The sequence below is a fragment of the Microbacterium sp. DWRC1-3 genome (genome assembly GCF_049896645.1).
Classification (GTDB): Bacteria; Actinomycetota; Actinomycetes; order Actinomycetales; family Microbacteriaceae; genus Microbacterium; species Microbacterium maritypicum.
The window spans coordinates 386,963-411,148 of record NZ_JAFCUS010000002.1; the positions used below are offsets into that span (position 1 = coordinate 386,963).

General features: G+C 68.8%; 23 protein-coding genes and 1 tRNA gene. 19 read left to right on the forward strand and 5 right to left on the reverse strand.

Translation table 11 applies throughout. The features are described 5' to 3' along the window. The first annotated feature begins 41 nt into the window (after positions 1-41). The 9 genes from ftsH to ACP699_RS14515 are packed head-to-tail and all read left to right on the forward strand — an operon-like array spanning position 42 to position 8,157. Positions 42-2,042 carry an ATP-dependent zinc metalloprotease FtsH gene (gene ftsH, locus ACP699_RS14475; protein WP_426171980.1) on the forward strand — a complete coding sequence of 667 codons (2,001 nt, stop codon included), beginning with the start codon at positions 42-44 and terminating at the stop codon, positions 2,040-2,042. 1 nt (position 2,043) lies between these two features. Then, entirely contained in the window at positions 2,044-2,652 is a 609-nt protein-coding gene (gene folE / locus ACP699_RS14480) for a GTP cyclohydrolase I (protein WP_055869750.1), read from the forward strand. Next, positions 2,652-3,461 (forward strand): dihydropteroate synthase, encoded by an 810-nt coding sequence (folP, locus tag ACP699_RS14485; RefSeq protein ID WP_426171982.1) that lies wholly within the window; start codon positions 2,652-2,654, stop codon positions 3,459-3,461. Before folE ends, folP begins: the two co-directional genes overlap by 1 nt. Before the next feature lie 32 nt (positions 3,462-3,493). Continuing rightward, positions 3,494-3,889, forward strand: coding sequence for a dihydroneopterin aldolase (gene folB, locus ACP699_RS14490; RefSeq protein ID WP_426171984.1), 396 nt, complete (start codon positions 3,494-3,496; stop codon positions 3,887-3,889). Then, positions 3,886-4,425: a 2-amino-4-hydroxy-6-hydroxymethyldihydropteridine diphosphokinase gene (gene folK, locus ACP699_RS14495; RefSeq protein ID WP_426171986.1), complete on the forward strand. Its 540-nt coding sequence runs from the start codon at positions 3,886-3,888 to the stop codon at positions 4,423-4,425. The genes folB and folK overlap by 4 nt, the downstream gene beginning before the upstream one ends. Continuing rightward, positions 4,422-4,904: a DUF3180 domain-containing protein gene (locus ACP699_RS14500; RefSeq protein ID WP_055869757.1), complete on the forward strand. Its 483-nt coding sequence runs from the start codon at positions 4,422-4,424 to the stop codon at positions 4,902-4,904. The genes folK and ACP699_RS14500 overlap by 4 nt, the downstream gene beginning before the upstream one ends. Continuing rightward, positions 4,855-5,436: a PH domain-containing protein gene (locus tag ACP699_RS14505; protein ID WP_055869760.1), complete on the forward strand. Its 582-nt coding sequence runs from the start codon at positions 4,855-4,857 to the stop codon at positions 5,434-5,436. Before ACP699_RS14500 ends, ACP699_RS14505 begins: the two co-directional genes overlap by 50 nt. Further along, positions 5,433-7,475 (forward strand): PH domain-containing protein, encoded by a 2,043-nt coding sequence (locus ACP699_RS14510; protein WP_426171989.1) that lies wholly within the window; start codon positions 5,433-5,435, stop codon positions 7,473-7,475. Before ACP699_RS14505 ends, ACP699_RS14510 begins: the two co-directional genes overlap by 4 nt. Beyond that, on the forward strand, positions 7,465-8,157 hold the full coding sequence (locus tag ACP699_RS14515; protein ID WP_426171991.1) for a DUF2520 domain-containing protein: 693 nt from the start codon (positions 7,465-7,467) through the stop codon (positions 8,155-8,157). Before ACP699_RS14510 ends, ACP699_RS14515 begins: the two co-directional genes overlap by 11 nt. A 49-nt stretch (positions 8,158-8,206) precedes the next feature. Here the strand turns inward: ACP699_RS14515 and ACP699_RS14520 are convergent, their stop codons facing one another. After that, a complete protein-coding gene (locus ACP699_RS14520; RefSeq protein ID WP_426171993.1) occupies positions 8,207-10,084 on the reverse strand; it encodes a DUF2207 domain-containing protein in 1,878 nt (625 codons plus the stop codon). 80 nt (positions 10,085-10,164) lie between these two features. Here ACP699_RS14520 and lysS point away from each other — a divergent pair, with 80 nt between their 5' ends. Continuing rightward, entirely contained in the window at positions 10,165-11,697 is a 1,533-nt protein-coding gene (gene lysS / locus ACP699_RS14525; protein WP_426171995.1) for a lysine--tRNA ligase, read from the forward strand. Positions 11,698-11,730: 33 nt separating this feature from the next. Here the strand turns inward: lysS and ACP699_RS14530 are convergent, their stop codons facing one another. Further along, the gene (locus tag ACP699_RS14530) at positions 11,731-12,849 is read right to left on the reverse strand and encodes a DUF4192 family protein (protein WP_426171997.1); all 1,119 of its coding nucleotides are present in this window, start codon (positions 12,847-12,849) and stop codon (positions 11,731-11,733) included. A 112-nt stretch (positions 12,850-12,961) separates the two neighbouring features. Here ACP699_RS14530 and ACP699_RS14535 point away from each other — a divergent pair, with 112 nt between their 5' ends. The 3 genes from ACP699_RS14535 (at position 12,962) to ACP699_RS14545 (ending at position 15,461) form a co-directional block, all read left to right on the forward strand. Beyond that, on the forward strand, positions 12,962-13,135 hold the full coding sequence (locus ACP699_RS14535) for a hypothetical protein (RefSeq protein WP_017831493.1): 174 nt from the start codon (positions 12,962-12,964) through the stop codon (positions 13,133-13,135). A gap of 86 nt (positions 13,136-13,221) precedes the next feature. Next, positions 13,222-14,682, forward strand: coding sequence for a cardiolipin synthase (gene cls / locus ACP699_RS14540; RefSeq protein ID WP_055876855.1), 1,461 nt, complete (start codon positions 13,222-13,224; stop codon positions 14,680-14,682). A gap of 47 nt (positions 14,683-14,729) precedes the next feature. Beyond that, positions 14,730-15,461 carry a hypothetical protein gene (locus tag ACP699_RS14545; protein ID WP_426172000.1) on the forward strand — a complete coding sequence of 244 codons (732 nt, stop codon included), beginning with the start codon at positions 14,730-14,732 and terminating at the stop codon, positions 15,459-15,461. Between the two features lie 21 nt (positions 15,462-15,482). On the opposite strand, the gene ACP699_RS14550 is transcribed toward ACP699_RS14545, so the two are convergent. Next, a complete protein-coding gene (locus ACP699_RS14550) occupies positions 15,483-16,481 on the reverse strand; it encodes a diacylglycerol/lipid kinase family protein (protein ID WP_017831496.1) in 999 nt (332 codons plus the stop codon). Positions 16,482-16,564: 83 nt separating this feature from the next. Here ACP699_RS14550 and ACP699_RS14555 point away from each other — a divergent pair, with 83 nt between their 5' ends. Further along, positions 16,565-17,095: an RNA polymerase sigma factor gene (locus ACP699_RS14555; RefSeq protein ID WP_426172003.1), complete on the forward strand. Its 531-nt coding sequence runs from the start codon at positions 16,565-16,567 to the stop codon at positions 17,093-17,095. A 36-nt stretch (positions 17,096-17,131) separates the two neighbouring features. Here the strand turns inward: ACP699_RS14555 and ACP699_RS14560 are convergent, their stop codons facing one another. Next, entirely contained in the window at positions 17,132-17,512 is a 381-nt protein-coding gene (locus ACP699_RS14560; RefSeq protein ID WP_017831498.1) for a YybH family protein, read from the reverse strand. 109 nt (positions 17,513-17,621) lie between these two features. Between ACP699_RS14560 and serS the strand changes: the two genes are divergently transcribed. The 4 genes from serS (at position 17,622) to ACP699_RS14580 (ending at position 21,186) form a co-directional block, all read left to right on the forward strand. Continuing rightward, positions 17,622-18,938: a serine--tRNA ligase gene (gene serS, locus ACP699_RS14565; protein ID WP_426172006.1), complete on the forward strand. Its 1,317-nt coding sequence runs from the start codon at positions 17,622-17,624 to the stop codon at positions 18,936-18,938. Then, the gene (locus ACP699_RS14570; protein ID WP_055869792.1) at positions 18,935-19,756 is read left to right on the forward strand and encodes an HAD family hydrolase; all 822 of its coding nucleotides are present in this window, start codon (positions 18,935-18,937) and stop codon (positions 19,754-19,756) included. Before serS ends, ACP699_RS14570 begins: the two co-directional genes overlap by 4 nt. 42 nt (positions 19,757-19,798) lie before the next feature. Beyond that, positions 19,799-19,883 (forward strand) — tRNA-Ser (locus tag ACP699_RS14575). Between the two features lie 49 nt (positions 19,884-19,932). Next, positions 19,933-21,186 carry an LCP family protein gene (locus ACP699_RS14580; protein WP_017831501.1) on the forward strand — a complete coding sequence of 418 codons (1,254 nt, stop codon included), beginning with the start codon at positions 19,933-19,935 and terminating at the stop codon, positions 21,184-21,186. 27 nt (positions 21,187-21,213) lie between these two features. On the opposite strand, the gene ACP699_RS14585 is transcribed toward ACP699_RS14580, so the two are convergent. Next, complete coding sequence (locus ACP699_RS14585; protein ID WP_017831502.1) at positions 21,214-21,798, reverse strand: TetR/AcrR family transcriptional regulator; 585 nt, start codon at positions 21,796-21,798, stop codon at positions 21,214-21,216. A gap of 94 nt (positions 21,799-21,892) precedes the next feature. Between ACP699_RS14585 and ACP699_RS14590 the strand changes: the two genes are divergently transcribed. After that, entirely contained in the window at positions 21,893-24,178 is a 2,286-nt protein-coding gene (locus tag ACP699_RS14590; RefSeq protein ID WP_127481780.1) for a glycoside hydrolase family 3 C-terminal domain-containing protein, read from the forward strand. The last annotated feature ends 8 nt before the right edge of the window (positions 24,179-24,186 follow it).

The following is a 24,186-nucleotide window of genomic DNA, read 5'->3' on the forward strand; positions in this document are numbered from 1 at the left end:
ACAGCGGCCCCCTAGGGCGCGCGCGATACGCTGATCCGATCATGGATGTGAAGAAGCTCACCCGGAATCCGCTGATCTACGTCGCGCTGATCGGCGTGCTCCTGTTCGGCGGTTTCCTGCTGATCTCGAATCTGGGCGCGCCCAAGCAGATCACGACGCAGGAGGGGCTCAAGCTCCTCTCCGGCACCACGGTCACCGAGGTCGTGAACACCGACGGCGATCAGCGCGTGGACATGACGCTCTCCAAGCCGTTCCAGGGCTCGGAGAACGTGCAGTTCTACTACGTCGACGCGCGCGCCGACGAGGTGGTCACCGCGATCAACGAGGCAGCTCCGAAGGACGGCTTCAACGACACCGTCCCGCGCGCGACCTGGTTCGACGGCTTCCTCTCGCTCCTCCTTCCCCTCGTGCTGCTGGGTCTGCTGTTCTGGTGGCTGCTGTCGTCGATGCAGGGCGGTGGCGGCAAGGTCATGCAGTTCGGCAAGTCCAAGGCCAAGCTCGTCAACAAGGAGACCCCCACCGTCACCTTCGCCGACGTGGCCGGTGCCGACGAGGCCATCGAAGAGCTCCATGAGATCAAGGAGTTCCTCCAGGACCCCGCGAAGTTCCAGGCCATCGGAGCCCGCATCCCGAAGGGCGTGCTGCTGTACGGCCCTCCCGGAACCGGCAAGACGCTCCTCGCCCGCGCCGTCGCCGGCGAGGCCGGAGCCCCCTTCTACTCGATCTCCGGTTCCGACTTCGTCGAGATGTTCGTCGGCGTCGGCGCCTCGCGCGTGCGCGACCTCTTCGGCCAGGCCAAGGAGAACGCGCCGGCCATCATCTTCATCGATGAGATCGACGCCGTCGGTCGTCACCGTGGCGCCGGCATGGGCGGCGGCAACGACGAGCGCGAGCAGACCCTCAACCAGATGCTGGTGGAGATGGACGGCTTCGACCCGAACGCGAACGTCATCGTGATCGCGGCGACCAACCGCCCGGACATCCTCGACCCCGCACTGCTGCGCCCCGGTCGCTTCGACCGTCAGATCGGCGTCGACGCGCCCGACCTCAAAGGCCGTCAGAAGATCCTCGAGGTGCACAGCAAGGGCAAGCCCCTGGCGAAGAGCGTCGACCTCGAAGTCGTCGCCCGCAAGACCCCTGGATTCACGGGTGCCGACCTCGCGAACGTGCTCAACGAAGCCGCTCTGCTCACCGCGCGCTCGAACGCGCAACTGGTCGACAACCGTGCCCTCGACGAGGCCATCGACCGTGTGATCGCCGGCCCGCAGCGCCGCACCCGCGTGATGCGGGACAAGGAGAAGCTGATCACCGCGTACCACGAGGGCGGTCACGCGCTCGCCGCCGCTGCGATGAACTACACCGATCCCGTGACCAAGATCACGATCCTGCCCCGCGGCAAGGCCCTCGGCTACACGATGGTGCTGCCGCTGGATGACAAGTATTCCGTCACCCGCAACGAGCTCCAGGACCAGTTGACCTATGCGATGGGTGGCCGCGTCGCGGAGGAGATCGTGTTCCACGATCCGACCACCGGTGCCTCGAACGACATCGAGAAGGCCACCTCGATCGCCCGCAAGATGGTCATCGAGTACGGCATGACCGCCGAACTCGGTCCGGTCAAGCTGGGGACGGAAGGCGGCGAGCCCTTCGCCGGCCGCGACATGGGTCGAGGCCGTGAGTACTCCGAGACGATCGCCGAGCGGGTCGACACCCAGGTCCGCGCGCTCATCGAACAGGCCCATAACGAGGCGTACGAGGTCATCAGCGCGAACCGCGACATCCTCGACAAGCTCGCCCTCGCGCTGCTCGAGGAGGAGACCCTCGACCACAACCAGATCGCGGAGATCTTCACCGAGATCAAGAAGCTCCCCGAGCGCCCGCTGTGGCTTTCGAGCGAAAGACGCCCGGTGTCCGAGCGCCCTCCGATCGAGGTGCCGAAGAAGGACGTCTCGCTCGCGGCATCCGTCGAGGCTCCGGCCAGCGCGCCGCGCACGCAGCCGGGTTCGGCGGGAGCCGGGAACCCGCGGCCCGCGACGGCGTGACGTGACGGTAGACAGGCAACGTGTCGAACGGCTCACGAGAGAGCTGCTCGAGGCGATCGGCGAGGACCCGGACCGACCGGGGCTGAAGCAGACCCCGTCGCGCATGGCAGAGCTGTATTCCGAGTTCTTCTCGGGCGTCGGTGAAGACCCGGCGGAGCCGCTCGCGCGCACCATCAGCGTCTCGCGCGGTCCCGCCCCCGACACCCTGCCCTCCGGTGCGGTGCTGCTGCGCGACATCCGTTTCCGTTCCGTCTGCGAGCATCACCTGCTGCCGTTCGCCGGGCATGCGCACATCGCCTACCTCCCCGGCGAGCAGGTCGTGGGGCTCGGAGCGCTCGTGCGTGTCGTCGAGATTCTCGCGGCTCGCCCCCAGGTGCAGGAGCGCCTCGGCGAGCAGATCGCCGACACCATCGCGGAGCACCTCGACACCCGGGGCGTGCTGGTCGTGCTCGATGCCTCGCACGGGTGCGTGACGATGCGCGGCGGCCGGCAGACCGAGGCATCGACCCTCACGATCGCGGCGCGCGGCGAGTACACGGACGCCGTCGCCAGGGCGGAGCTGATCACGCTGATCGGCGCGTCCGTCCCCCTCGGGGCGACGGCGCGCTGATGACCGGCATCTGGGGCATCGTCAACGTCACACCCGACTCCTTCAGCGACGGCGGGCGTTATCTCGACGTCGATCGCGCGGTCGCCCATGCACTGCGGCTGCGGGCCGAGGGCGCAGCAGTACTCGACGTCGGCGGAGAGTCGACCAGACCCGGTGCCGACCGCGTCGGCGACACGATCGAGCAGCAGCGCGTCATCCCCGTGATCGAGCAGCTCGCCGCCGCAGGAGTGCCCGTCAGCGTCGACACGCTCAGCGCCTCGACCGCGGCCGCGGCCGTGCGGGCCGGCGCCAGGATCGTGAACGACGTCTCCGGAGGGCTCGCCGACCCCGACATGCGTGCGGCCGTCGCGGAGTCCGGGGCCGACTTCGCGATCGGGCACTGGCGTGGCTTCTCGGCCGACATGTACGCGAAAGCCGAGTACCGGAGGGTCGCGCGTGAGGTCGCCGGCGAACTGCAGGAGCGCATCGGCGAGGCCGCGGCCTCCGGAATCGCCCCGTCGCGCCTCATCGTCGACCCCGGCATCGGGTTCGCGAAGGCGGGTGGGCAGAACTGGGATGTGCTGCGGGGACTCGACGAGATCGTCGCACTGGGGCCGCGAGTGCTCATCGGCACCTCGCGCAAGCGGTTCCTCGCCGAGGTGCTGCGTCACGAGACCGGCCCCGACGAAGAGGTGTCGGAGTCTCGGCGCGATCTCGCGACCGCCGTCACCAGCGCTCTCGCGGTCAGGGCAGGAGTCTGGGCCGTGCGTGTGCACGACGTCGCATCCACGCGTGATGCCCTCGCGATCGCGCACGCCTGGGAAGGCTGAGGCGTATCGGGGCGGCCCCGTACGCTAGAAGCATGCAGTCCCTCGACGAGATCGTCCTCACCGGTCTGACCGTATTCGGTCGTCACGGCGTCTTCGACCATGAGCGCCGGGACGGACAGGACTTCACGATCGACCTGCGTCTGCGGCTGTCGCTCGCGAAGGCCGCGGACTCGGACGAGGTGACGGACACGGTGCACTACGGAGAGCTGGCCGAGAAGGTCGCCGCCGTGGTGGCCGGTGAACCGGTGAATCTGATCGAGACGCTCGCCGAGCGCATCGCCGCCGTGGGCCTCGAGGACCGGCGAGTGCAGGAGGTCGTCGTGACCGTGCACAAGCCGCACGCGCCGATCCTGCTGAACTTCGCCGATGTGGCGGTCACCATCACCCGCCGCCGCACGACCGACGCGATGGAGGACACGACCGCATGAGCCGCAACCTCACGAACCCGCCCGACATGCCGGGGCCTCGCCCCGGACGCCCGGAGACCACCGCGGTCGTCGCGCTCGGCGCGAACCTCGGGGATCGTCACGGCACGATCAGGGCGGCCGCCGAGAGGATCGCCCGGCTGCCGCTGGTTAGTGGGGTGCGCCTCTCCCGGCTGTTCGAGACCGTGGCCCTCCGTCTCGACGGCCCCGACCCCGAAGCGCCCGGATACGTCAACGCCGTGGCGCTGGTCACCACGCGCCTCGCACCCGAGATCCTTCTCGGGATGCTGCACGCCATCGAGGACGAGAACGGTCGGGAGCGCCGTGAGCGCTGGGGCGACCGCACCCTCGATCTCGACCTCATCGCGTATGACGGCGTGCTCTCCGACGAACCGCGTCTGCAGCTGCCGCACCCTCGGGCCGCTGAGCGGCTCTTCGTGCTCGATCCCTGGTTGGACCTCGACCAGGACGCGGTGCTGCCCGGTCGGGGCAGAGTCGCCGACCTCGCAGCCGAGCTGCGCGCCCGGGGCGAGGGATGAGACGCACCTCTGCAGGCGTGCTCGTCGTCCTCGCCCTGCTCTCCGGTGCCGGCGGCTTCCTGCTCGATCACCTGCTGACCGCGTCGGGCCGCATCACCTTCACTCCGTCGCTGCTGCTCCCGGTGCTCCTGCTGTTGATCGCCGCGGCATCCCTCGGCGTCGCCTGGCCGGTGCGCCGGAGCGTGCGATCGGGTATCCGCATCGATCCGTTCCGTGCGCTCAGGGCAGCCACGCTCGCCCGGGCGTCGAGCCTGCTCGGCGCCATCATGGCGGGCTTCGGAGGCGGGTTGCTCGTCTTCCTCGTGTCGCGTCCCGTGGTTCCGCAGGTAGGGTCGACTGTGGCCATGCTGGCCCTGATCGGAAGTGCGATCGTCCTCGTGATCGCCGCGCTCGTCGCCGAACAGTTCTGCACCCTGCCGAAGGATCCTGATGACTCAGAACCCAGAGACCGCGCCCCTGAACTCGGCGGAGGGCACTGACCTCGACGCCCTCGACCGGGGGACGTACACGCAGCTGCGCACGGCACGCAACGAGGCCCGCCTCGAGCTCGACGGCACGTGGCACCAGATCTCGCCGCGCTACGTCGTCTCGCAGATCCTGCAGAACGTGATCTTCATCGTGCTCGTCGTCGTCGCCGCCGTCGTGCTGAACATCGTGCTGCACCAGCAGTGGGTGTGGATCCCCGCCGGGATCATGCTGCTCATCACCGTGTTCGCGCTCATCATCCTTCCGCGGCAGGCGAAGGCGATCGGCTACATGCTCCGTGCTGATGACATCGTCTTCCGCAAGGGGATCCTCTGGCAGCGCATGATCGCCGTGCCTTACGGCCGCATGCAGTTGGTCGACATCACTCAGGGGCCGCTCGATCGCGCGTTCGGCATCGCCCAGCTCAAGATGGTCACGGCCGCGGCCACGACCGGTGTGCAGATCCCGGGCCTCACCCAAGAGGCGGCCGAGGCGCTGCGCGACACGCTCATCCACGTCGCCGAGACTCGCCGGACAGGCCTGTGAGCGAGCAGCAGCCCCCTCTCGCGCCGAGCGCTCAGGCACCCGTCGGCGGGGAGGCCTCCGAGACGCTCGCGAACGGCGAGTGGCACCGGATGCACCCGCTCACCCCGCTCTTCAAGGGCGGGCTGGCGCTGATCATCATCGCGGGTATCGTCATCGCGAACATGCGGGACCGGCTCATCGCCTGGGCCGTGGCGCTGTTCACGCCCGAAGAGGCTCACTACGGCGACTACGGCGGCGCCGACCCCGTCGACTGGGTGCTCTCGAACAACCTGATCCTCGTCGCGCTGCTCGGCGTGCTGGGGCTCGTGGTCGTGCTGGTGCTGATCTTCTGGTTCGTCTGGCGCTTCCAGCAGTTCCGGATCACCGGAGACCATGTCGAGGTCCGCAAGGGCATCATCTTCCGTTCGCACCGCCGCGCGCCCCTCGACCGCGTGCAGGGCGTCAACCTGACCCGTCCGTTCCCCGCTCGTATCATCGGACTCGCCAAGCTCGAGGTCGTCGGCGCCGGCAACGACGCGAACGTCGAGCTCGAGTACCTTGCGACGCCGCGGGCCGAGGCCGTGCGCGCCGACATCCTGCGCCTGGCTTCCGGGGCACGCGCGGCGCGCGATGCCGCACGGAACCCGGGCGCGGCAGCTGCCGCATCGGCGTCCGCTCGGGCGCAGCTGGTCGGATCGATGAACGCGGGGGTGAACGATCTCATCTCCGGTGTCGATCTCGCCGACGTGGTCCCGGAGAGCGTCGTCAAGATCCCGACCGGCCGGCTCGTGGGATCGCAACTGATCTCGGGCCTGCTCTGGTTCGTGTTCTTCGGAGCGATCTTCGCTGTCGCGATGGGCAGTGCGCTGATCGGCATGCTGGCCGACGGCGTCACCGACGGCGGCATCGTTATCCTCGGGATGGGCCTCGGCATGGGTGTGCCCATGGTCATCGCCGTGGTCGGTATCACCTGGGCACAGATCTCGAAGTCCCTCCGCTACTCGATCGCGCCGACCCCGGACGGTGTGCGGATCACCTACGGTCTTCTCACGACCGTGACCGAGACTCTTCCGCCCGGACGCATCTTCGCGGTGGAGGTCTCGCAGTCGCTGCTGTGGCGCCCGTTCGGCTGGTGGACGATCAAGATCAACCGGATGAGCGGCAAGAGCGCCGCTCAGCAGTCGTCCGGGAGCGGGCAGCAGTTCAACGTGGTGCTGCCGGTCGGCAAGCGCGCCGACGTCGAGCGAGTGCTCGCTCTGGTGCTGCCCGACGTGCCGGCGGAGAGCATCCCGTTCCTCTGGGAACAGGGCATCGTCGGCCCCGCAGACGGCGACACCTATCGCACGATGGCGCGGCGCGCGCGGTGGCGGCGTCCGTTCTCCTGGAAGCGTCATGGCTACCTGGTCGCCGACTTCGGTCTGCTGCTGCGCCGCGGGAACGTGTGGCGCAAGCTCGCGGTGTTCCCGCTGGCACGCCTGCAGGGCGTCTCCCTCAGCCAGGGACCGATCGATCGGGCACAGAGGGTCTCCGGCGCGCAGGTGCACACCGTGCCCGGACCCATCACCGGATACCTCTCGGGGTTCGAGCGGTCGGACGCGCTGGCGCTGATCGACGAGGTCAGCCTCGCTGCCGCCGAGGCGGCCTCGCGCGACACCACTCACCGGTGGAGCGCGCACACCGATGCGGCAACGGTGGCCGCTCCTGCGGCCCCGCCCGCCTACACCGGCCCGCCGCCGGTCTTCCCCGTCCCCGTGCAGACGGCTCCGCCTGCACCGTCGGTTCTTCCGCCTGCTCCGCCGGTTCTTCCGCCTGCTCCGCCGGTCGGGCCGTCCGCGGGTGCTCCCATGACGCCTCCTGCGCCCCCGGTAGCTCCTCCTGCGCCCCCGGTCATGCCTCCGGTGACTCCGCCGCCTGCACCTCCCGCGAGTGCTCCTGCGGCGCCCCCGGCCGCGCCGGAGGTGACGCCTCCGCCGGCACCTCCGGTCGCACCCCCGGCTGCGTCGGACACCCCTCCCGCACCCCCGCTGCGGCGGAGGAGGAGGAGCGACGATGACGCGTGACGGTCGCCTCGGCGTCGGCATCATCGGCGCAGGGCGCGTCGGCCCGGTCGTCGGTGCGGCGCTCGGAGGCGCGGGGCATGCCGTGATCGGGATCACCAGTGGATCCGACGACGAACGCGCCTCCGCCGTGCTCCCTAATGTGCCGGTGCTCGAGGCCCTGGAGGTGGTCCGTCGAGCAGAACTCGTGGTCATCGCCGTCCCCTCCGAGCAGCTGCCCTCGTTGGTGGCGGGCATCGCCGAGGTGGGAGGCTGGCAGGTCGGTCAGCTCGTGCTCCACACCGATCCTGCGTACGGCATCGATGTGCTCCGCCCGGCGGCCGAGCGCGGAGCGATCCCCCTCGCCGTGCATCCTGCGATCACCTTCACCGGGACCTCGATCGACCTTCGACAGCTCCAGGCCGGGTTCGCCGCGGTGACCGCTCCAGCCGCCGTGCTGCCGATCGCTCAGGCACTCGCGGTGGAGATGGGGTGCGAGCCCGTCGTGATCGCCGAGACCGATCGCGCGGCATATGCGGATGCCATCGCGACGGCGACCGAGTTCTCACGCTCGATCATCGGACAGTCGACCGCACGGCTGCGGGAGATCGGCGTCGAGAACCCGGGCGGCTATCTCTCGGCACTGGTGCAGTCGACCGTCGAGCGGGCGCTGCGCGAAGCCTCCGACGCGCCGCCGCTGATCTGAGAGCTCCTCCTCTCGACCCGCGTCGCACGTCCGGTCGCGGAGGACGGGCTCAGCGTCCGCCGGAGAACCCTCCGCCGCCGCCACCTCCGGAGAAGCCGCCGCCGAACGATCCGCCGGCGCTCGACGACGTGCCCGAAGAGGCGGCCGAATACGTCGCGGCCGAGTGGGACGAGGCCACGAACGTGGCGAGCTGCGCCCGAAGCGCGAACGATGCGGGATCGCCGATCCAGGATGCTCCGCGCTGGGCCGTCGTATAGGCCTTCTCGAGCACATCGCCCCATTCGTCCTCCATGCCGAACAGGATGGCGTAGGGGAGGAGCCTCTCGTACACGTGGATGACGTCGGCGGTGCCGTCGGCTCTTCGCTCAGCCCCGCTGTACGACTGCAGCATGCGCAGGCGGTCGGCGTCCGCGACGCGGATGAACTCCTTCACCCCCTGCAGATATTCGTACGTGCGGGCGCCCTCGGCGGTGAGCACGGTGTGCTTCGAGAAGGCGTAGAGGCTGGAGAGGAGCACGAGGAACGTGCCGAACGCGATCACGACGAGGGCGGGAATCGCCGACAGTCGTCCGCTGGCCGCGCTCCAGATCCCGAACCCCAAGCCGAAGACCGCGATGCCGATCGCGCACCACTGCAGGATCATCGCACCTCGGCTGCGCACCTTCTCGGTGAGTCCGCGGTTCCGGGCCGCGGTCGTTCCGCTGTGCTGGAGCGCGGTCATGCGAGCGGCGAAGGCTTCGTCGGCGGCGGGGAGATCGACCACATCGTCGGTGCCCGCATCGGCGAAGAGCGCTTCGAGGGCGTCGACGTCCAACTGGTCGGGGATGCGCGCTCCGGGCAGACGGCGCAGCCGCGGGTCTTCGTCTTCGCCTCCCTCCTCGATGCGCAGCACGCCGCGCACGGCGAGGTGCACGATCTCGGCCGGGATCACGTCCTTGGCGCCGGGAACCACAGCGGCGGCGAGCAGCGGCGGCAGCGCATCCGGCACGTCGTACTGGGCGACCACGATCCCCGTGGCGACGCGCCGTCTGCGCGTGAACGCCGACACGGCCGCCCAGCTGCCGACGGAGAGCCCGAGAGCGCCCACCGCCGCCACTATCGGAGTGATGTCGGCGACCGGGTCCGGAGTGCGGGCGAGGGGTTGGGCGACGGCATCGGGGTCGAGGCCGATGGCGACGGTCACGCCGTCGCCGGCCGGGCGCGCGCCCGACTCGACGCGGAATGTCGCGACACCGCCGTCGGTGGTCGGGCCTTCCAACTCGCACTCGTCCGTCGAGCCGGAAGGCCCGGTGTAGCACCGCGTGGCTCCGTTGAGCTCCGCGCTCAATGCGGGATCGAACACGACTTCGGCGCGGAAGCGGTCGATGGGCTGCGTGCTGTCGAGGGGGAGCAGATCCCAGTAGAACTCGTCGGCCGGGGGAGCGGATGATCCCGCCGATGGAGCGGTCGCGAGGATCACATCGCGCATCTCGTACTCGATCACGTAGGTCGTGAGCCCTCGCACGAAGTCATCGTCGTTGCCCGTGAGCACGTAGAGGAGGCCGTCTTCCTCGTCGGTCTCGTACGGCACGTCTGCGCCGTTCTCATCGGTCACCGACAGGACCGAGGTCTCGGTGCTCGCCCCCTCGTACGACGTCACGAGTCCGCGGACGATGCCGTGGTTCTGGTCGAAGTCCGGGAAGTCGGCGACCAAGGTCTCGGTCACCCGCATGCGAGCACGGCCCTCGTCGTCGAGACCGATCTCGTAGACGGCATCCCACGAGCTGTAGGAGAAGTCGTCGACATCTGCCGCAGCGGCCGGATGCGGCGCGGCGGCGACCGACGATGCGGACCCGCCGGGCGCTGCCAGAGCTGCTGCCGGGGCGAGGACCGCCGCCATCGAGAGCGAGAGGGCGGCGAACGCGCGGAGGATGCGGGTGTGGGCCATTCTTCGAGGCTACCCAGCGCGTGCCGAGGAGCGGCACGCCGCCTCGGTAAACTGGGAGGGACTTCCAAGGAGCCCCGCACATGACTGACGCGTCCGCCGCGCCCGAATCGGCCTCGACCGACTCTTCCCTCGAAGAGGACGTCCACGAACAGAAGGCCGTGCGTCTCGCCAAGCGCGAGCGCCTGATCGAGAAGCGGGCGGACGCGGGCGGCGGGGCGTTCCCGGTCGGCGTGCCCGTGACGCACACGATTCCCGCGCTGCGCGCCGAGTACGGCGAGCTCGAGGCGGGCGCCGAGACCGGCGTCATCGTCGGGGTCGCGGGTCGGGTGGTGTTCAGCCGCAACACCGGCAAGCTCTGCTTCGCCACGCTGCAGGCGGGTGACGGATCGCGCATCCAGGCGATGATCTCCCTCGCGAACGTCGGCGAGGAATCGCTGGCGGACTGGAAGGAGTACGTCGACCTGGGCGACCACGTGTTCGTGCACGGCGAGGTCATCTCCAGCCGCCGCGGCGAGCTGTCGATCATGGCCGACGACTGGACGATCGCCGCGAAGGCGATCCTGCCGCTGCCCAACGCCTACTCCGAGCTCAGCGAGGAAGGACGCGTGCGCAGCCGCTACCTCGACCTGATCGTGCGGGAGCAGGCGCGCAACACGGTGCGCGCCCGTGCCGCCGTGAACGCGAGCCTGCGTTCGACCTTCACGAGCCACGACTACCTCGAGGTGGAGACCCCCATGCTGCAGGTGCAGCACGGCGGGGCTTCCGCTCGCCCGTTCATCACCCACTCGAACGCGTTCGACACCGAGCTCTACCTGCGCATCGCGCCGGAGCTCTACCTCAAGCGCGCGGTGGTCGGCGGCATCGAGCGCGTCTACGAGATCAACCGCAACTTCCGCAACGAGGGCGCCGACTCCACGCACAGCCCCGAGTTCGCGATGCTGGAGGCCTACCAGGCTTACGGCGACTACAACCAGATGGCTGCGCTCACGCAGGAGCTCGTGCAGAACGCGGCGATCGCGGTCGCCGGGTCCACGACCGTGACCTGGGCCGACGGCACCGAGTACGAGCTGGGTGGCGAGTGGGACCGCATCTCGATGTACGAGTCGCTCTCCGCCGCCTCGGGTCGCACCGTCACCCCTCAGGACTCGGTAGAAGACCTGATCGCGTTCGCCCAGGAGCACGACGTCGACCTGCCGCCGCAAGCCACCCATGGCAAGCTCGTCGAGGAGCTGTGGGAGCACTTCGTGAAGGGCGATCTCGTTCGCCCGACGTTCGTGATGGACTTCCCCGTCGACACGTCGCCCCTGGTCCGTGAGCACCGCTCGATCGCGGGTGTCGTGGAGAAGTGGGACCTGTACATCCGCGGTTTCGAACTGGCGACCGGGTACTCCGAGCTCGTGGACCCCGTGATCCAGCGCGAGCGCTTCGTCGAGCAGGCCAAGCTCGCAGCCCGCGGTGATGTCGAGGCGATGCCGGTCGACGAGGAGTTCCTGCGGGCTCTCGAGCACGGTATGCCGCCGTCCGGAGGAATGGGCATGGGAATCGATCGCCTGCTGATGGCCATCACCGGCCTGGGCATTCGCGAGACCATTCTCTTCCCCCTGGTCAAGTAGCCCGATCCGTTCCGCCTTCACCCCGCCTCGCCTTCACTCCGCCGAGCGAGACCGGAACGCCCACTCCGGGAGCATCGCACCGCCGATCATCGTCTCGAGGAGGGCGGCGAGGGGGTAGCGGGGGTCGATCTCGCGCACCATATCGAGGTATCGGCCCGCGTGGCTCGCGCGCCCCAGGGCCCAGGACAGCCACGCGGCGACGGTGAGCGGGGCAGGTCGCGCGGGTCGCGGTGCCCTCGCGGCCGCTTCGCGCATCGCAGACAGCGCGCATCGCAGGCGGTCGGTGTCAGGGGTGGGACCGCGTCCGAGGAACACCTGGCCCACCTCGTCGGGGACCATCACCCCGGACGCGGCGAAAGCAGTCTGTGCATCGAGCGTGCGGATGCCGCCCGCGAGGTCGGTCGCCCATTGAGCGATCGCGACGTCGCGCAGCAGAGGTCGTTCCAAGCACCACAGCAGCGTGGCCGTGGCGAGAGGCGGGAGACCGTCGGGCGCCGCCAGCACGGACTCGAAGAAGGCCGGAACGTCTTCGAGCAGGACGAGCGCGGCGACGAGCTGCGGATTCTCCCGCGCCGTCAGCCGACCTCGTCCTTTCCCGTCGAGGAGCGCGGCGAGCTCGACCGAGGCTCTTCCCACACGCTCCTTCTCCGCGAGATCGATCGTGGGGAGTTCCGCGCCGACGCTCTGGTCTCCGGAGACATCGCCCGTCGGCAGCAGATCGGACGAACGACTGATCTGCGTCAGCGATCCGAGCTCCGGCTCGTCGTCGATGTAGCTCGACCACCCGGAAGGGGTCACACAGAGGGCGTCGACCACGCGGAGCCCTGCATCCTCGGCGCATCCCAAGAGCTCGTCGAGCATCACCGCATGAGGGAGGACGAGGCCGTCTCGTGTGGGGTGCGCCTCCTCGTCGGTGTAGACGACGACGGCGACCGCATCCGTCCCGGATACGCGAGCCACGAGGCCGACCGCGGCGTCGGCGTAGGCCTCGAGGTCGGTGCCGTCGCGGGGGAGGTCGAGACGCATGGCCCCGTCGGTGCGGGTGCCCCGGAAGGGGAGGAGCACGGTGCTCCGACGAGGCGTGAAGCCCGCGAGAGTGGGGACGATGCCGAGGAAGGCGGCGGAATCTGCGGCGCGGAGAACTGTGGTCATCCCCAGAGTGTGGTCGAGCGCGCGCACCGGTGGGCGCCGAACGGGGGCCTGTGGACACAGATCCTGTGAGCCCGGAACTGTGCACGAACAGTGGCTCGCGTACCATGGAGTGATGGACAACTTCTGGCTCGCCGCGGCATGGTCGCTTCTGCCGACCGTCGGGGTGAGCATCGTGTTCTTCTTCGTGGTCCGCGGCATCCTCCGCTTCGACCGCACCGAGCGCAAGGTGCACGCGCAGATCGAGGCCGAGGAGCGCGCCGCGCGGGGTCTTCCGCCGCGCGCCTGAGTCCGACCCATCGGCTACTGTGAAGCCAGCGCACCCACTCTGGTGCGCAACTGCTGTGATGGTCACTGCGGTGGCAAGGGGGCGCGATGACTGCGGAGACCTGGGGATGGTGGATCGCCGCCTTCCTGCTGGTGCTCGATGTCATCATCCGTGTCACGGCGATCATCGTCATCCCTCGCAACCGCCGCCCGACGGCGGCGATGGCGTGGCTGCTGGCGGTCTTCTTCATCCCGTTCGTCGGTGTCTTCCTGTTCCTCGTGATCGGCAATCCGCGTCTCCCGCGGGCACGCCGGCGCAAGCAGGACCAGATCAACGAGTACATCGCCGAGACCAGTGAGCACCTGCATTTCGGCACGCTCCGACCGAACGCCCCCGCGTGGTTCGGGCCGATCGTGCAGATGAACCAGAAGCTCGGCGCCCTCCCGCTCTCGGGCGACAACGGCGCTCATCTCATCTCCGACTACCAGGAGTCGCTCGACGAGATGGCCGAGGCGATCCGCACGGCGCAGGAGTATGTGCACGTCGAGTTCTACATCCTGCAGTCGGATGCCGCGACCGACAACTTCTTCCGTGCTCTCGAAGAGGTCCGCGCGCGCGGCGTCGAGGTGCGCGTGCTGCTCGACCACTGGGCCAACCGCGGCAAACCCCGCTACAAGCAGACCATCGCGCGGCTCAACGCGATGGGCGCGGACTGGCACCTGATGCTTCCGGTGCAGCCGCTCAAGGGAAAGATGCAGCGTCCCGATCTGCGCAATCACCGCAAGCTCCTCGTCGTCGACGGCAACATCGCCTTTCTCGGATCGCAGAACGTCACCGACTCGACCTACAACCTGAAGAAGAACATCAGGCGCGGTCTGCACTGGGTCGATCTGATGGTCCGTCTCGACGGCCCCGTGGTGCTGAGCGTGAACGCGATCTTCGTCGCCGACTGGTACAGCGAGACCGACACGGTGCTCGAGGGCATCGACATCGCCCACGCGAACATCGGCTCCGGCGACCTCGACTGCCAGGTGGTGCCGTCAGGACCGGGGTTCGAAGTCGAGAACAACCTTCGTCTCTTCCTCGCTCTGCTGTATGCGGCGAAGAAGAAGATCATGATCGTCAGCCCCTACTTCGTCCCCGATGAGGCGCTGCTGCTCGCAGTCACGGCAGCCGTCGATCGCGGGGTGCACGTCGAGCTGTTCGTCTCGGAAGAGGGCGACCAGGCGATGGTCTATCACGCCCAGCGCAGCTACTACGAGGTGCTGCTCAAGGCGGGCGTTCGCATCTGGATGTACCGCAAGCCCTACATCCTGCACACCAAGACGCTGACGATCGACGACGAGGTCGCGGTCATCGGCTCCAGCAACATGGACATGCGCTCCTTCGGCTTGAACCTCGAGGTCTCGATGCTGGTGCGCGGCGAGGAGTTCGTCGCCGAGATGCGCGAGGTCGAAGACAAGTACCGCTCCCTCAGCCGAGAGCTGACCCTGGAGGAGTGGATGCAGCAGCCGTTGCGCTCGACCGTGCTCGACAACCTCGCCCGGCTCACCTCCGCTCTCCAGTAGGCGATGCGGGCTATCCGCGCGAACTTCTCCGGGACTACCCTGTGAGCATGACCCTCGCGCTTCGTCCTCTCGCCTCCGTCATCGGTCTCGTCGCCGCTGCGCTCCTCGTCGCGGGGTGCACCTCGGGACCGGGTGCGCAGACGCCGACAAGCTCGCCTGCCCCCAGCGCAGGCGGCGTCGACGACCAGAACGATGTCGAGGGCACGCTGCTCGATGACGGACGCATGTTCGCCGTCGTCACCTGGGGCTCGTCGACGTGTGTGCCGCAGGTCGACACGGTCGAGGCCCAGGGTCAGACCGTCACGGTCACGCTCGTGGATCCGGACGGCGATGGCGCCGAGAAGGCCTGCACGGCCGACCTCGCGCCGCGCGCGAGCATCGGCGCGCTTCCCGAGGGAGTGGATCCGACCGCCGACATCACCCTCAACGTCTCCTACGGCGACATCACCGACGACGTGGACCTCGACGCCGACCCGGCCGCGACGGGGACGCCGGGCACCTCGACCGAGTACCTGCCTTCCGCCGGCTGGTTCGACGACGGCGGTCTCGTGCTGCTCACCTGGGGCTCCTCGTCCTGCCCGCCGGTCGTCGATTCGCTCGAGGGATCGGGAAACGCGGGGACGGCGACGTTCGCGACCGACGCCGACCAGGCCTGCACGATGGACATGGCGCCGCGTGCGACTATCCTCTCCTTCGGTGAGGACACGGTCGACGACGATGCTCCCTTCACGCTGACCCTCGTCGGCGGAGCTCTCGACGGAACGGTCGAGGTCCGCTGATCCCGAGGCGCCCTTCGGCTCTCAGAGGGTGTGCACCGGGTGACCGGAGGGCAGTGCCAGCAGCAGAGCTCCGGGATCAGCCCAGCAGGTGATGCGCACGGCTTCGCCGAACTCGTCGCCGTCGAGCTCGATAGGGACGGGGTCGGTTGACGCGGCTTCTGCTGCTGATCCGTGGAAGTAGTGCACCGAGGCGTTCTTGCCGCGATGCTCGAGCACGCGGCGTCCCGCGCGGAAGCGATGCAGCACGGAGTTGTCCCACCAGATCTTCCGCCACACCCCGAACCAGCCGAAGATGCCGGTCGGCTGGATGACGGCGACGTCGAGGGCGGCATCCGTGATCGACGCGTCGGGGATCAGGGAGATGCCGGCCGGAAGGGTGCCGCAGTTCGCGAAGAGCAGGCTGTAAGCACGGTGCGAGTGCAGGCGCCCCTCATCGACCTGGTAGACGGCGCGGAAGGGCTTCGCGCGCGGCAGGGAACGGGCGGCGCCATCGACGTACGCGATCCACCCCACCGATCTCTTCAGATCGGAGCGGGTGTTCGCGATCATGTCGGCATCGAGGCCCATGCCGGCCAGCACCACGAAGGCGTGCCGGGCTTCCTCGCCGTCCTGTCGCGTGAGGCGGGCCCAGCCGATGTCGATCGGATGCCGGAAGTCGCCGAGCGCTGCGCGGATCATCTCCGTCGGGTCGCCCAGGGGGAGTCCGAGATTTCGGGCGAGCAGGTTCCCGGTGCCGCTGGGCAGGATCGCCAGCGGCACACCGCTGTTCGCGATCGCTTCCGACACGGCGCGCACCGTGCCGTCGCCTCCCGCGACCAGCACGACGTCCACACCGCGCTCGAGAGCCTGCGCCGTGGCATGCTGACCCGCATCCTCCACGGTCGTCGGGTAGAAGGCCGGATGCTCCCATCCCGCCTCGCGCGAGAGGTCGCGGACACGGGCTCGAAGGTGCTTTCCGTCGACCTTGATCGGGTTGTAGACGAGCGCCGCCTGTCGCGGGACGGGGGCGCTGGTGGTCATGGCGCTACTCTAAACCGGGAAGTGCTCGGGTCTCCTCATCCGCGAGGGCGACCCTGCTCGACCGCGACGAGGGGAGCGAACGAATGCGCGATGTCTCCCATGGCGACTCGCAGGCCGTGCTCTCCGCGCTGATCGAGACCGAGCCCGACCGGCTTCGGCGGCGCAGCATCTCGCTGGGGGTCCCTGTCTCCGACGCGGAGGACGCGGCCCAGACTGCGCTCCTGCGGGCATGGCGCTCGGTCTCGCACCTGGAGACCCCGCAACCCGGGCGCATGTGCGCCTGGCTCGATGTCATCGCCAGGAACGTCGCCATCGATCTCGCGCGGCAACGTGCGCGGCGGCCGGAGGCCGTCCTGGAGGATGACGTGGCGGGCGAGGGGGCGAGCGTGGAGTCCGCCGTGGAGGTCCGGGTGTTCCTCGACGGCGCGCTCGCCGCCCTCCACTCGCTCCCGGAGACGCTCCGGGAGCCCTTGCTGCTCACCGTGGTCGACGGCCTCTCCACCGAGGAGGTGGCGATCCGGCTCGGAATCGAACCCGCGGCCGCACGGCAGCGCATCTCGCGTGCACGGAGAGCGTTGCGGGTGTGCCGACGCACCGGGATGGACGAGGGCTGACGGAGGCCGGGCGCAGGGCCGGGCCTCCGAGCCGCCTCAGGCCGTGCCGAAGGGGTTGTCGATCACGTAGCGCCAGCCGTGCTGGTCGTCGTGCACCGCGACGTCGGCCGTCGTGCCGGCGAGGTCGATCGCGGATCCGTCGGGACCGGTGCCGGTGATCGTCCAGTCGGCGATCGCGAGTCCGGTGCCTTCGCTCTCGAAGACGTGACGGACCGTCATCGAGATCGGCAGGTTCAGACCGAGGAACTGCTCGAGAGCCCCTCTGACGGCGTCGGTGCCCGTCACGGCCGCCCCCGGTGCGGGCACGAAGACGACGTCCGGGGTGTTCAGCGCCATCAGACCGTCGAGGTCGCGGGCGTTGAAGCGATCGGCGAAGGCGAGGTTCAGCTGGTCGAGGGAGGTGACGCGGATGCTCATGGGATTCCTTTCCACAGGTCGACGGGGTGCCGACCACTGCAGAGGAAGACGCCACCGGTCCGAGAGTGTGACATCCGGCGCCTCGGAGCGTTCACCGTAGACTTGGTGGATGATCGACCTCGCACTCCTCCGCGACAATCCGGAGATCGTCCGCCGCTCGCAGGCTGCTCGTGGAAACGACCAGAGCACCGTCGACGTCGCTCTCGAGGCCGACCGATCGCGCAGGGCCGCGCTCTCCGCGTTCGAGGAGCTGCGTGCCGAGCAGAACGCCTTCGGCAAGCTCGTCGCGAAGGCTCCGAAAGAGGAGAAGGCTGCGCTGGTCGCGCAGGCGAAAGACCTCGCCGAGCGCGTCAAGCAGGCCCAGCACGCGGCGAACGAGGCCGCCGAAGCCGCGGCTGCCGCTCTGGCTCGGATCGAGAACGTGGTGATCGACGGCGTGCCGGCCGGCGGCGAAGCCGATTTCGTCGAACTGCGCCGCGTCGGTGACGTCCCGGCGTTCGACTTCGAGCCGAAGGACCACCTCGAGCTCGGCGAGCTCCTCGGAGCGATCGACATGGAACGCGGTGCCAAGGTCTCCGGCGCGCGCTTCTACTTCCTGCGCGGCATCGGCGCACGTCTCGAGATCGCGCTGATGAACCTCGCGCTCGACAAGGCGCTCCAGAACGGATTCGTGCCCCTGATCACCCCGACGCTCGTGCGCCCGGAGATCATGCAGGGCACCGGCTTCCTCGGCGAGCACGCCGATGAGGTCTACCACCTCGACAAGGACGACGATCTGTACCTGGTCGGCACCAGCGAGGTCGCGCTCGCCGGGTATCACAAGGACGAGATCGTCGACCTGGCAGACGGTGCCCTCCGCTACGCCGGCTGGTCGACCTGCTATCGCCGCGAGGCCGGCTCGCACGGCAAGGACACCCGCGGCATCATCCGGGTGCACCAGTTCAACAAGCTGGAGATGTTCGTCTACACGACTGCGGAGGAGGCCGAAGCCGAGCACCTGCGCCTCGTGGCCCTGCAGGAGGAGATGCTGACCTCGCTCGGTCTCGCCTACCGCGTGATCGATGTGGCAGCGGGAGACCTCGGCTCCAGCGCCGCTCGCAAGTACGACATCGAGGCGTGGGTGCCGACGCAGGGCGCCTTCCGCGAGCTCACCTCGACGTCGAACTGCACGACCTTCCAGGCGCGCCGCCTGGACGTGCGTCATCGCCCTCTCGTCGATGCGGCGGATGGAGCGACGCAGGGAGCAGCGAAGACGCAGCACGTCGCCACGCTGAACGGCACGCTCGCCACGACACGCTGGATCGTCGCCCTGCTCGAGACGCACCAGCAGGCCGATGGATCCGTGCGCGTGCCCGAGGTCCTGCGCCCCTACCTCGGCGGCCTCGAAGTGATCCAGCCCCTCGTCGATGGGCGGGTCGCTCGATGACGGGGCCCTGGCTGGTCGGCCTCGACGTCGACGGGACCATCCTGCTGCAGGACGAGACGATGAGCCCCGGTGTTCCGGAAGCGATCGCCCGGCTTCGCGACGGCGGGCACGTGGTCACCATCGCGACCGGTCGCAGCTGGATGGCGACCCGACGATACGTCGAGGAACTCGGACTGACCGCGGACTACGTGGTGTGCTCCAACGGCGCGGTGACGATGCGCCGCTCGGGCGACGACTGGGAGCGCTGGAACGTGGAGACGTTCGATCCCACACCGGTCCTGGGCCTGCTGCGAGAGCGTCTTCCCGAGGCCAGGTACATGGTCGAACTCGCCTCCGGGCAGCGGTTGTTCACCGAGCAACTCGATGACTGGACGCTCGACGGCGGGCGTCAGGTCGACTTCGACGAGCTCGGGGAACTCCCCGTCTCACGCATCGTCGTCGTCTCGCCCGGCCATGACGAAGACGACTTCCATCGCCTGGTGGCGGACGCCGGTCTCAACGAGGTGTCGTACGCGATCGGCTGGACGGCATGGCTGGACATCGCGCCGCAGGGCGTGGACAAGGGAACCGCTCTGGAGCAGGTGCGCACCGAGCTGGGCCTCGACGAGGGACGCATCCTCGTCGCCGGCGACGGACGCAACGACATCGGGATGTTCGGCTGGGCTCGCGCGCTCGGTGGTCGCGCCGTCGCGATGGGTCAGGCGCCCGACGTGGTGAAGGAGGCCGCCGGGGAAGTCACCGCAGACGTGGCCGACGGTGGCCTGGCGCGAGCGCTCGACACGCTTCCAGCCCCCGCCCAGGTCAGCGCAGGAGAATAGTTCTCGGCTAGACTCACGCCTGGTCGACAGAAGCGTCTGTCGGGAGGGTTGTCCGAGCGGCCGATGGAGCTGGTCTTGAAAACCAGTGGGCAGAGATGTCTCGTGGGTTCGAATCCCACACCCTCCGCATTTGAGCACGGTGCCCCCGCACCGGCGCTTAATCCGAAAGGACCCGAGTGAGCCAGAACACCCGACGCCGTCACACGATCGCGCGCCATGGTCAGCTGGGCACTCCTGGCACCGTCGGTCAGCTCTTGAAGTTCATCGCGATCGGCCTCGCCGTGGTTCTGGTGAGCGGGCTCGGCGTCGGCGCCTACGTCTTCTACGACCTCTCGAGCACCGTCTCGGCGAACGCGGTCGAGATCGAGGGCCAGGACCCGATCCCGCCGGACATCGGCGAGTACGAGGGCGGCTTCAACATGGTGCTCACCGGGGTCGACACCTGTGAAGAGAAGTACAAGGACCTCTTCGGCGAGCGATGCTCCGGAGCGGACTCCGAGGGCACGCTCAACGATGTGAACCTGCTGGTTCATGTCTCGCAGGAGCCGCGCCGGATCACGGTGGTCAGCTTCCCGCGCGACCTGATGGTCCCGATCCCGGCCTGCACCGACAAGGACGGCAACGCCACCTCCGCGATGAGCAAGCAGCCGCTCAACACCGCATACACCGACGGCGGCCTGAACTGCGTCGTGAAGACGATCTCCGAGCTCACCGACCAGGAGATCCAGTTCGCGGCCGGCGTCACCTTCGGTGGTGTGATCGAGATCACCAACGCGATCGGCGGCGTCGACGTCTGTCTCGCCAACCCGATCAAGGACCGCTACACGGGCCTCGACATGGCCGCAGGAACCCACACGATCGAGGGGCTGCAGGCCCTGCAGTTCCTGCGCACGCGTCACGGAGTCGGCGACGGGAGCGACCTGGGCCGCATCGGGAACCAGCAGCAGTACATGTCGAGCCTCGCCCGCAAGATGATCAGCGGTGACGTGCTCGGCAACGTCCCCGTCATGCTGAAGCTCGCGAACACCGCGATCCAGAACCTGGAGCCGAGCGAGTCCCTCACGAACCCGATGACGCTGGTCCAGATCGCTCTCGCGGTCAAGTCGGTCCCGTTCGAGGACATCGTCTTCGTGCAGTACCCGAACGGCACGGACTCGGCCAACCCGAACAAGGTCGTCCCCAACTACACCGCCGCCTCGGCGCTCTGGGAGGCGCTCGCGGCGAACGCGCAGCTGCAGATCACGCATGAGAACAACAAGAACGACGGCGTGGTCGTGCAGGAGCCGACGGCACCCGTCGAGGAGCCGGCGACCGACCCCGCGGCGACTCCGGATCCGGCAGCGACCCCCGACAATGTCGTGGCTCTGCCCGATTCGATCAAGGGCAACTCCGCCGCGCAGCAGACCTGCTCCAACGGCAACGTCCGCTGAGTCCGGGCCGCGACATGCGGCGACCGTCTAGTCGGCGGTGGGCGGCGCGGGCGGATGGAGTGCGTCGATGAGGGCGCTCATGATGCCGGGCATGTCGACGCTCGGGTCGATCATCCACTGCAGCTGAAGACCGTCGGATGCTGCCTGGATCACGCGAGCGAGTGTGTCGGGATCGAGGGCGGAGCGCCGCTCTTCGGCGCCGAAGCTGTCGGCGATCGATTCGCGCAGGCGGGCGCTGCGGTCGAGGAAGTACTCGTGGGCCGGGTGATCGGGGTCGGCGGCGTCGACCGAGAGGCGTGAGAACAGGGCGACCAGCCCCGGGACCTCGGTGTTGTGGCGGATCACCTCGATGAACCCGGTCCGCGCCTCGGCGTCGCTGAGGCCTGAGGGATCGAGGCCGTCGTGCTCGTCGCGCTTTCGAAGGACTTCGGTGAAGAGCTCTTCCTTCGAACCGAAGTAGTGCAGCAGAGCGGCGGGGGTCACTCCGACGACCTCGGCGATCTCCTTGAGCGAGGCGTTCTGATACCCCTTGCGCCCGATCACGTCGAGGGCGCTCTCGAGGATCTCCTCGCGTCGCGCCACGCCCTTCGCGTACGAACCTCGTCGTGCCATACCCCGACCCTAATCCTGGATGTCGTTTGATATCTAATACTGAAGGGCATATGGTTTTCGCAAGGACATCGACGTCGTGCGCGAAAGGGACACAATGACCGAGAACTCGGCTTCCGACCTCACCCTCGAGGAGAAGGCTTCGCTCACCAGCGGCGCAGACTTCTGGACCACGAAGGCCATCGACCGCGTGGGCATCCCGTCGGTGATGATGACCGACGGTCCGCACGGCCTGCGCAAGCAGTCCGGCAGCACCGATCACCTCGGTCTCGCCAGCAGCGTCCCCGCCACCTGCTTCCCGCCCGCCGTCGGCATCGGCTCGTCCTTCGATCCGGAGATCATCGAACGGGTGGGTGCCGCGATCGGGGTGGAGGCCGCGATCGAGAACGTGGCCGTCGTGCTCGGCCCCGGCATCAACATCAAGCGCTCACCGCTGTGCGGACGCAACTTCGAGTACTTCTCGGAGGACCCGATCGTGTCCGGCATCCTCGGCGCCGCATCGGTCCGTGGTATCCAGTCGAAGGGCGTCGGCACCTCGCTCAAGCACTTCGCGGCCAACAACCAGGAGTTCGACCGCATGCGCGCGAGCTCGGATGTGGACCCGCGCCCGCTGCGCGAGATCTACCTGCGCGGATTCGAGCGGGTCGTGAAGGACGCGGCGCCCTGGACCGTCATGTGCTCGTACAACAAGCTCAACGGGGTCTGGACCTCGGAGGACCCGTGGCTGCTCACCAGCGTGCTGCGCGACGACTGGGGCTTCGACGGTCTCGTGGTCTCGGACTGGGGAGCCGTGAACGATCGCGTCGTCGGCGTCGCGGCAGGGCTCGACCTGGAGATGCCGGCCTCGGGTGGACGGACCGATGCGCAGCTCGTCGCGGCCGTGCGCGCGGGAACCCTTCCCGAAAGCGTGCTCGACACCGCTGCCGCCCGTGCCATCGACCTCGTGCGCAAAGCGGGGGAGCGTCCGGCCGTCGCAGGTCCGCTCGACGTCGACGCGCACCACGCGCTCGCACGGGAAGCCGCCGGTCGCTCGATCGTGCTGCTGAAGAACGACGGCGCGCTGCTGCCACTCGCCGCAGACCAGAAGGTCGCCGTGATCGGTGCCTTCGCGACCGAACCGCGTTTCCAGGGCGCCGGCTCGTCGCTGATCAACCCCACCCGCGTGGACAAGGCGCTCGACGAGCTGCGTGTCGTGGGCGGCGAGAACGTCAGCTATGCCGCGGGCTTCGCGGTCGAAGGCGGAGCCGTCGAGGCATCCGGTCGCACCGCGGAGGAGCTGCGGGCCGAGGCCGTCGGCGTCGCCCGGACGGCGGACGTGGCGGTGCTGTTCCTCGGTCTGCCGGCTGCGGAGGAGTCGGAGGGCTTCGACCGCGACCACATCGACCTGCCTGCCGAGCAGCTGGCCGTGCTCGATGCCGTGCTCGAGGTCAACCCCCGCGTCGTGGTCGTCCTGTCCAACGGCGGGGTCGTGGCACTGCCCTTCGCCGACCGCGTGCCCGCGATCATCGAGAGCTGGCTGCTGGGCCAGGCTGGTGGCGGCGCCGTCGCCGATGTGCTCTACGGTGCGGTGAACCCCTCGGGCAAGCTCACCGAGACGGTGCCCGTGCGGCTCGAGGACAACCCGTCCTTCGGCAACTTCCCCGGCGAGTTCGGACACGTACGCTATGGCGAGGGCCTGCTGGTCGGCTACCGCTGGTACGACGCGAAGGGTCTCGACGTGACCTTCCCGTTCGGCCATGGACTCTCGTACACGACGTTCGAGTACACCGGTGCGACGGCCGAGGTCGGAGCGGACGGCGGTATCGTCGTGCGCCTCGACGTCACCAACTCCGGCGACCGCGATGGCCGCGAGGTCGTGCAGGTCTACGTCGCACCGACGACCTCGATCGTGCAGCGCGCGCCCCGCGAGCTCAAGGCATTCTCCTCGGTCGCCCTGGCCGCGGGGGAGACCCGCTCCGTCGAGCTCGTCGTGCGGCGTGAGGACCTCGCCTACTGGGACATCCGCGTCGACCGCTGGGTCGTCGAGGGTGGCGAGTACACCGTCGAGGTGGCCGCCTCCAGCCGCGACATCCGCTCCCGTGTCTCGGTCGAGATCTCGGGTGACGCGGTGCACCAGGAGCTGACCATGAACTCCTCCGTCGGGGACCTGATGACACACCCGATCGCCGGACCCATCGTGCAGCAGGCGCTCGGCGGCCTGATGGGCGGGCTCGGCGGAGATGCGGCCGCGGCATCGATGATGCCGAACGACGAGGCGATGCAGAAGATGATGGCGTCCTTCCCGATCGGACGCCTCGCCGGATTCCCCGGGCTTCCCGTCGACTTCGCGCAGATCGAGCAGCTGATCGCGGCGGCGAACGCGGGCGGTCCCACGGCCGCTTGAGCCGAGAC